Below are 8,761 nucleotides of genomic sequence, written 5' to 3'. Positions count from 1 at the left end.
CATCGCCGATGGTAGTGTGGGGTTTCCCCATGTGAGAGTAGGTCATCGTCAAGATTAAATTCCAAACCCCCTGTCTGCTAACGCAGACAGGGGGTTTGTTTTTGGGCCGAGAAAAGTGGTGGTAAGTCCAAAATCCGGCTAAACCGCTCTTCAGTTCGGCTGCATCTAAAGTCCTAAAAATATGCACAGTTATTTTGTAGTCCGCGCACTAGAATAGACTCAGTCAATTTCTGAGCCAGAGACTCCCTTTATGCCAGATCCGGTTGACCCCCGCGGGGTGTCAGAATTACCGCTGGACGAGTTGGTGGCCTGTCATGAGTGCGATTTGTTGATGCGCAAGCCGCATCTTGCTCTCGGTGAGAAAGCCCAATGCCCGCGCTGCGGTTACGAACTCTATGCTCACAGGTACAAGGTGGTCGAACGCAGCCTTGCGCTTGTGATCGCCGCATTGTTGCTCTACATACCTGCGAACTTTTTACCCATCATGCAGCTCAACCTGCTGGGCCAGGCGTCGCAAGACACGGTCTGGAGTGGTGTGCTTGGTTTGTTCAACACCGGCATGCAAGGCATAGCGGTGGTGGTGTTCCTGTGCAGCATGGGGGTTCCGCTACTCAAGTTGCTCTGCCAGCTCGCCGTGCTGCTCAGCATTCGCTGGAATGTAGGGCGCAGCTACGGGTTGCTCATTTACCGCATTTATCATCACTTGCGTGACTGGGGCATGCTTGAGGTGTACCTGATGGGGGTGCTGGTGGCGATTGTGAAACTGGCCGATCTGGCTGAGCTGAGCCTTGGCCTGGGTTTGGTCTGTTTTGTGAGCTTATTGCTGGTACAGGTTTGGCTGGAGGTTGTGATGTCACCTCACCAGATTTGGCAGGCATTGTCCGGGGAGGATGTTCATGCGGGCGATTGATGCGGGTATCTTGATCTGTGGCGAGTGTCACGAACTCAACAGGCAAGACCCCGAAACCGACGAGCAGACCTGTACTCGCTGCGGCGCACTGGTCCATGCGCGTCGCCCTGACAGCCTGATGCGCACCTGGGCATTACTGCTGACCTCGGCCATTCTCTACATTCCGGCCAACCTGCTGCCGATCATGACCGTCAATTCATTGGGCCAAGGCTCCCCGAGCACTATCATGGCGGGTGTCATCGAGCTGGTGCAGCACGGCATGATTCCGATTGCGGCCGTCGTGTTTGTGGCAAGTATCCTGGTGCCCACTTTCAAGCTGGTCGGCATTGCCTTGCTGTTGTTTTCCGTGCAGCGCCATCAACCGTTGTCTGCGCGGCAACGTATCATCATGTATCGCTTTATTGAGTTCATTGGCCGTTGGTCAATGTTGGATATTTTCGTCATCGCCATTTTGGTGGCCGTGGTGAACTTTGGACGCATAGCCAGCATCGAGGCCAATCTGGGCGCGGTGGCTTTTGCCAGTGTGGTGGTGCTGACGATGCTTGCAGCTGTAACTTTTGATCCCCGACTGATTTGGGACAATACGGAGTCGGACGACGACCATGAGTGACTTGCCTACCGCTAAAACCCGCCCGGCTTCGAACTGGTCGGCGATCTGGATCCTCCCGCTTATTGCCCTGATCATTGGTGGCTGGCTGGGGTGGCGTGCCTACAGCCAAACCGGCATCGATATTCAAGTGCGCTTTGAAAGTGGCGAAGGCATCGTCGCCAACAAGACCGAAGTGGTCTACAAAGGCATGCCTGTGGGCAAGGTCAAGACCCTGGCCCTGGATGAAGACGGTCCGAACAAGGGTGTAATTGCCACGGTCGAGATGGATAAGGACGTCGAGCAATACCTGAAGACCAATACCCGCTTCTGGCTGGTCAAGCCCAGCGTGTCATTGGCCGGTATCACGGGGCTCGAAACCCTGGTCTCGGGTAACTACATTGCCGTGAGTCCTTCCGATGGAGAACCTGCGCGCAAGTTCAAGGCACTGTCGCAAGAACCGCCCCTGTCAGATGCCATGCCCGGCCTTCACCTGACCCTCAAGGCTGACCGTCTCGGCTCGCTGAACCGTGGCAGCCCGGTTTTCTATAAGCAAATCCAGGTCGGCCAGATCAAAAGCTACGTGCTCTCGGAAGACCAGAGTACGGTCGAGATCAAAGTCTTTATCGAGCCTACCTACGCCAATCTGGTGCGCAAACACACGCGTTTCTGGAATGCCAGTGGCATCAGCATCGACGCCAACCTGTCAGGTGTGAAGCTGCGCAGTGAATCCCTTGCCAGCATCGTCGCGGGTGGTATTGCGTTCGCAACTCCTGAAAACCGCAAAGACAGCCCGCCTACCGACTCGAACCTGCCGTTCAGGCTCTATGAGGACTTCGATGCCGCACAGGCCGGGATCAAGGTCAAAGTTAAGCTCAGCGACTTCGAGGGCCTGCAGGCGGGTCGCACACCGGTCATGTACAAAGGCATACAGGTCGGCAGCCTCAAGGGCCTCAAGGTCGATCCGGACCTGACCAGCGCTAGCGCCGAGCTGACCCTCGACCCGTTGGCCGAAGACTATCTGGTGCAAGGGACTCAGTTCTGGGTGGTCAAGCCGTCGATCTCCCTGGCCGGTATCACCGGGCTGGAGGCCTTGGTAAAGGGTAACTACATCGCCATTCGTCCGGGTGACAAGGGCAGCACCCCCGAGCGTGAATTTGTCGCACGGCCAAAAGCGCCACCGCTGGACCTGCGTTCGCCGGGCCTGCACATGGTGCTCTTTACCGAGAACCTGGGTTCGCTGGATGTTGGCAGCCCGATTCTCTACAAGCAGGTCAAAGTCGGTTCAGTGCAGAGCTATCAGTTCTCTCGCACGAAAAAGCAGCTCGTCATTGGGGTACATATCGAGAAGGAATACGAAAACCTGGTCAACGCCTCGACCCGCTTCTGGAATGCCAGCGGTATCACGCTCACCGGCGGCCTGACCGGCGGGATTCAGGTCAAGAGTGAATCCCTGCAAAGCCTGATGGCCGGCGGGATTGCTTTTGAAACCCCAGAGGCCACCGCGCCGCTGCAAAAGCGGATCCCGCGCTTCCGCCTGTTTACTGACCGTGATGCCGCGATGCAGCAGGGTGTAGCCGTTACGATCAAGGTGGCTCGTGCCGATGGGCTGCGAGAGGGCACGCCTATTCGTTTCAAGGGGCTGGATGTGGGCAAGATCGAAAGCGTCGACCTGAGCCAGGATTTGCAATCGGTCATGCTTAAGGCGCGCATTACCGAAGTCCCGGAGCGCATTGCGCGGGTCGGCAGCCAGTTCTGGGTGGTCAAGCCAGAACTGGGGCTGATGAAAACGGCGAACCTCGAAACCCTGGTGACAGGTCAGTACCTGGAAGTGCAGCCCGCAATCAAGCAACTGGGCCGCCAGACCAGCTTTGTAGCGCTGGAGCAGGCACCGGATGCTGCCGTTCCCCAGGCCGGGTTGAGCCTTGTTTTGAGCGCTGCCCGCCGTGGCTCGCTCAAAGAGGGCGTGCCTGTTACCTACCGCGAAGTCACCGTGGGCAAGGTGACGGGCTATGAGCTGGGTAGCACCGCCGATCGCGTGCTGGTACACATCCTGATCGAGCCCCGTTACGCGCCGTTGGTACGCACCGGTAGCCGCTTCTGGAATACCAGCGGTTTCGGAGTCGACTTCGGCCTGTTCAAAGGGGCAACGATTCGTACCGAGTCCCTGGAAACCCTGGTCCAGGGTGGGATTGCCTTCGCTACCCCGGGTGATGACAAGATGGGTAATCAGGCCCGCCCCGAGCAAACCTTCCCGCTCTTCGACAAGTTCGAAGACGAGTGGCTGCAATGGGCGCCGAAGATCCAGCTAGGCAAATAAGCACCAAAAAAAACCGCGATCAGTGATCGCGGTTTTTTTATGTCCAGAATTGAGCCTCAGACTTCATCCAGTTCAGGCTCTTGCACAGCGGCCACCGCATCAGGCTTGACCTCATCATGGCGACGAATGTACTTCCAGTCGTCTTCATCGATGTAAATCCCGTTAGGCCCGCTACCGCCTTCAAGGTCAATTGCCACATGGGCGCAGACCTGGGGTTTCACGCTGGCCAGAATTGGCACGAAGCCCAGCTGCAAGCTGGTTTCCAACAAGGCAGTCTGGTTTTTCTCGTCAATGTCCGCGGCTTCGTCCAGGTAGTACGGCAAGCGGATACGGCCCGCTTGATCGCGATCCATCAAGTGCAGCAACAAATACATGTTGGTCAGCGCCTTGATCGTCATGGTCGTACCGTTGGATGCCGCCCCGTCGATATCAGTATGGATCACCGGCTGGCCATTGACCTTGGTGATCTCGAACGCCAGCTCAAACAAGTCCTTGAGCCCCAACTGGTTGTGGTTGGCTGCTACCAGTCGCGCCAGATATTCCTTGGCCTCTTCGTTCTTGTTGTCCTGCTCGGCACTCTGGCTGAGGTCGAACACAGACAGGGTTTCGCCTTCTTCGTACTGACCGGCGCTGTGGATAATCTGATCGATATGCTTGAGCGCCTCCTTGTTGGGGGCCAGCACAATGCGGAAGCTCTTGAGGTTGGACACCTGGCGCTTGTTGATCTCGCGGTTGAACAGCGCCAGTTGATGCTCAAGGCTGTCGTAGTCGCTGCGGATGTTACGCAGTGTACGGGCGATGTCAGTCACTGCCGCCCGGCGCGCCTTGCCCAGGGTCAACGCTTCTTCGGTGCGGTGTGCGTAAGCGTTGATCAACAACTGCAGGCGCCGCTCCATATCGTCTTCGCTGTCGAACTTGGCCACGCCTTTGAGGCGCACCTGCGCATACAGGGCTTCGATCTGGCCATCGCAGCGCAACAAGCCCTGCCAGCTGTCCTGATAGTCGTTGAGCAATGGCAGCAGGTTGTCCATCGAGTCATCGACCGGGTCCATAAACGGCGTACCGAAGGGCAAGTCAGCGGGCAGTAATTGGCGTCGACGCAAGCTGTCATCCAGGGTTCGCTGCTTGGCTTCCATGTCACCGATCTGGCGCCCGACCAACTGCAACTTGGCAGACAATTGCTGCACGCGCTCGGTAAAGGCATCGCTGGAGCGCTTCAGCTCGTCTTGCGCGGCTTCGGCCTGGGCCAGTTGCTCAAGCTTTTCGCCTTCCTCGGCACCCAGTGTCTGACTACGGCGGAAGTCTTCAAGGGCCTTCTGCGCATCCAGCACTTGCTGATACAACGACTCGGCTTCGGTTTTGCTCGCGGCGCGATCCGAAGTGACGGCTTGCTGGGTTTTCAGTTGCTTGAGTTCTTTTTCCAGACGCTCTCTCTGCTCGCGCAATGCCGCCCGGTCAGCCAGAGCCTGCAGGGCAGGAGGCTCAATGTGGCTGAGGTCGATGGACAGGCCCGGGGCCTCAAAGCGCTCGCCCTTGAAGCCGTCGAGAATCAATTCCAGCGACTTGACCCAGGCATCGCTGTCATCCAGCGCAATCCCGTGCTCGCCCAACGGCAAGCTGAACAGGGCGCTGTTGAACAGGCGCATCAGGCGCTCCACATCCTGCTGCGAAAATTCTTCGCGCAGGCGGGCATAACTGTTGTTATCGGCGTGATCGAGTTGTTGTTTGACGGACTTGAGGCGTTTTTCCAGGTCGCGCAGACGCTCGTCCAGATCCTCGGCACTGAACTGACGTGATTGCGCCAGCGCGCCTGCCAGTTCGTCATGGGCGTCCTTGGCACTCAGCAGTTGCTGTTCCAGTACCTTCACGTCGTCAACCAGGGCAAAGCGGTGCTTGAGCACCGACAACTCGCCCAGCCAGCGTTGAGTGCCGGCGATTTCCCTCTCCAGGCGCATCAGCTCCTGGGTGCTGCTGCGCTGATCGTTTTGCAAGGCGTCCTGCTCGTTGCGGTAGTGCTCGGACTGAATCAGCAGCTCCTCCTTGCGAGCCCCGGCGTAGTCCTGCCAGGTGCCGAGCAACGAGTCCAGCAGCGGCGACAGGCGATGCAGCTTGCCGCGCAACAGGTCGCGCTGACGAACGCCGGCAGCCAGTGACTCAACCAAGGGCCCGGCGCCGACCAGTGCGTTGTAGTCCTGCTCCATGCGTCGCACATCGCGGAAAGCTTCTTCACACGCCGCGATGTAGTCAACGCTGCCCGAGCGCAGACTGTGTTCAAACGCATCGAGAAACAGCTGCTTGAGCTTGGCAGCGGTGATTTCGCGCATGTGCAGCAGGTTGATAAACAGTGCGCGGAACGTTTTGAGGCTCTGTTCACTTGTGGAGCGCAGGGGGATCAATGTCAGATCCAGCGGAATAGAGGTATGCCCACCCACCAGCAAACGACGTAGTTCATCAGGCTTGAGTTCGTAGGCTTTGAGGCCATTGCGCTCAAGGTTATTGAACAGTTCTTTCTGGCGCAGGCAGGTGTCGTCTTTTTGGTAGTGAGCCAGGTCCAGCTTGCCCGCATAGGCGAAAAACTGGTGCCCGAAGCCACCGCCGGGCCCGCGTCCCACCACACCAATCACATGGGGACCGTGGGGCAGTGAGACTTCGACCAGGATGTAGCTGGTATCAGAGGCAAAGTAGAAGCGCCGCGATTGCTCCAGGCTGTATTTACCGAAGCTCATGTCTGACATGCGCGCCAGAATCGGGAACTGCAAAGCGTTGATCGATGCGGATTTACCGAGGTTGTTCGCCCCGTATACCGACAGCGGATGTTCCAGCGGGAACAGGCCCAGGCTGTATCCGGCGGTGTTCAGCAAGGCAAAGCGGCGTATGCCGTAGCGTTCCTGGCTCATGCGTCCATCTCCTGTTGTTCATCCGCGATGGCGCGGGCCAGAGCCGCTTCGTCGTCAATGTCGTCATCGACCAGAACCGGTGTCGGCAAAGGCAAGATGCTGTGCAGGCTGGCTGCCAGATCACGGTCTTGCTGCACCGACAGGCACACATCCAGAAACCGGTGCATCGGTGGCAGAAAGCGGTAGATGCCGGGTTCTTCACTGGCAAAGCCGAGCTGGGTCATGCGGCGCATGATCTTTTCTTCCAGCTCTTCATGGGTGGTGACTTCGGCCTGTACAAACAGGTCGCGGTACTTTTCAAGCAAGGCGGGCAACTCGTCGCGGCCCAGGCTGCCTCCGTCGAGTACGGCAATCGGGTCGCGGCCCTGATCGGCCAGATGCTCGACGATGATGAAGGTGAACAGCGCCAGACGCTGTGCGGTCTTGTTCACCTGGGCAGTGGCGGTCTCGGGTACGAAGTAATAGAAGCCGCGGGTGTCACACACCAGTTCAAAGCCCAGCGCTTTGAACAGCGTGCGGTATTGATCCTGGAAGTTCGACAGTTGCGCGTACAGTTCAGGATCCCGGCGACTGACGTGATAGCCCTTGAACAGCTCACGAAAAATCGGTGCCAGCTGGGACAGTTCAGAAAGATCAAGATGCATGCAGGGGGCTCGCAGAGGTCTGGGTCGCATCTTCGCTGTGAGAAAGCAAAGCGAATGAGCGCAGGCTGACCCGATGTTCGTGGGTGTGGTAATCGCGACGCTCAAGGCGTTCGCGCACGAAGCGTTTTTCACGGGACAGGCGGGAGAACCAGTACAGCAATTCGTCGGTGTCGCCGTCCGGCTCTTGTGCCAGCAGCCAGTTCATCAAGTCCGGCATCGGCAGCGCGTCGCTGCAGCGGTCGAGCATTTCCTTGACCGTGCGCGGGGCCTTGGGTGTTTCGCCCCGGTGGACTTTATGGGCCTTGGGGAATTTCGCGGGTTTGGGCTCGAAGCGGGCCAGGGCATAGACATAAGCCTCGACCTGACTGGCGCTGCCCAAGAAGGTGCTTTGCGGGCGAGTGAACATCGGCATCGAGGCTTGAGGCACCGCGTCCAGTCCCTTGCGCCGGATGGCTGCCAGCGCCAGCGCTGCACCGCGGGTTACGGCGTTATGCCGGCGGGCTTCTTCACGCAGCGGCAGTAGCAGTTCACGGGCATGGCGCAGGGTCATCTGGGCGCTGGTCTGCATTTCGAGGATGCGCGCATGGGTGCGCAACAGCATGTCGTCGTCCACCAGGTGGCCGAGTCGTTGCTGCTCGCTGAGCATGCGCAGCAGCACGATTTCAACCTTGCGTACGCCTTGCTCAAAAGCGCCGTCGGCGTTGACCAGTTGAATCATGGGTTCGACATACTCATCCCATGTCGCCAGTACCTCGGCGTAGCGCTGGCGCAGGGGGATCTGCCGGTCGCTGGTCTTGGCCCGCTCGGCTACGGCGACCAACGCTTGCTCATCGTTCGCCAGTTTCTTCAGTACATCACGTACACGCATGTCGAGCAGGCGCAGCTGACGTGCCAGATCATGGCCGTCACGGATGTCGAACGCATCCTGGATATATCCGGCCAAACGCTCCAGATGGCGCAGGTAAGCTTCGATTTCCAGGCACAGGCCAAGGCGATGTTCGTGCCTCAGATACGCCAGAAAATCGTGGATTTGCGCGTTGAGCTCGAAGCGGTTCGGACTTTTTGCGACTGGCACCAGTATGTCCAGACGGATCCAGCTGTCGAGCACGGTGGTGATGTCTTGTGGTGTGCTGTCCACCTGATGAGCGGCCAGTTGCAGGCGCAGTTCGTTGAGGCTCAAGGTGCCTTGGTCGAAGTGTTCACACAAAGGCTCAAGGAGTGCCCAGTGCTCGGCGAGGGCACGTAAAACGCGCTTGGGTTCGATCATGGGAGGGCCAGTCAATTGGCAAGTAAAGGCCGCGATTGTACTGCAACGTGCGGTCGAGTCATCACTTGGCGGATCAACTGCAGGCGGGAAGGGCAGAAGGGCGGTAGAATCCCCCCTCTTTAGTTATCCACAGATGG

At 58.4% G+C, this 8,761-nt stretch carries 6 protein-coding genes; 3 read left to right on the top strand and 3 right to left on the bottom strand.

What is annotated here, in order from left to right:
• The first annotated feature begins 250 nt into the window (after positions 1 to 250).
• From AC19YQ_RS23610 to AC19YQ_RS23600, 3 genes are read left to right on the top strand one after another with little or no spacing between them, the layout of a single operon-like run.
• Positions 251 to 910, top strand: coding sequence for a paraquat-inducible protein A (locus tag AC19YQ_RS23610; protein ID WP_133076461.1), 660 nt, complete (start codon positions 251 to 253; stop codon positions 908 to 910).
• Positions 897 to 1,520, top strand: a complete 624-nt coding sequence (locus tag AC19YQ_RS23605) for a paraquat-inducible protein A (RefSeq protein ID WP_095003217.1) — start codon at positions 897 to 899, stop codon at positions 1,518 to 1,520. Before AC19YQ_RS23610 ends, AC19YQ_RS23605 begins: the two co-directional genes overlap by 14 nt.
• A complete protein-coding gene (locus AC19YQ_RS23600; RefSeq protein ID WP_133076460.1) occupies positions 1,513 to 3,816 on the top strand; it encodes a PqiB family protein in 2,304 nt (767 codons plus the stop codon). Before AC19YQ_RS23605 ends, AC19YQ_RS23600 begins: the two co-directional genes overlap by 8 nt.
• A 56-nt stretch (positions 3,817 to 3,872) precedes the next feature.
• On the opposite strand, the gene mksF is transcribed toward AC19YQ_RS23600, so the two are convergent.
• The 3 genes from mksF to mksB are packed head-to-tail and all read right to left on the bottom strand — an operon-like array spanning position 3,873 to position 8,624.
• Positions 3,873 to 6,713 carry an Mks condensin complex protein MksF gene (gene mksF / locus AC19YQ_RS23595; protein WP_133076459.1) on the bottom strand — a complete coding sequence of 947 codons (2,841 nt, stop codon included), beginning with the start codon at positions 6,711 to 6,713 and terminating at the stop codon, positions 3,873 to 3,875.
• Complete coding sequence (gene mksE, locus AC19YQ_RS23590; protein WP_133076458.1) at positions 6,710 to 7,357, bottom strand: Mks condensin complex protein MksE; 648 nt, start codon at positions 7,355 to 7,357, stop codon at positions 6,710 to 6,712. The genes mksF and mksE overlap by 4 nt, the downstream gene beginning before the upstream one ends.
• Positions 7,347 to 8,624: an Mks condensin complex protein MksB gene (gene mksB, locus AC19YQ_RS23585; protein WP_133076457.1), complete on the bottom strand. Its 1,278-nt coding sequence runs from the start codon at positions 8,622 to 8,624 to the stop codon at positions 7,347 to 7,349. Before mksB ends, mksE begins: the two co-directional genes overlap by 11 nt.
• Between the last annotated feature and the right edge of the window lie 137 nt (positions 8,625 to 8,761).

The organism is Pseudomonas sp. MF06569 (genome assembly GCF_059862735.1).
The sequence above is the reverse complement of the archived record's forward strand: the minus strand, read 5'-3'. Positions and strand labels throughout refer to the sequence as shown.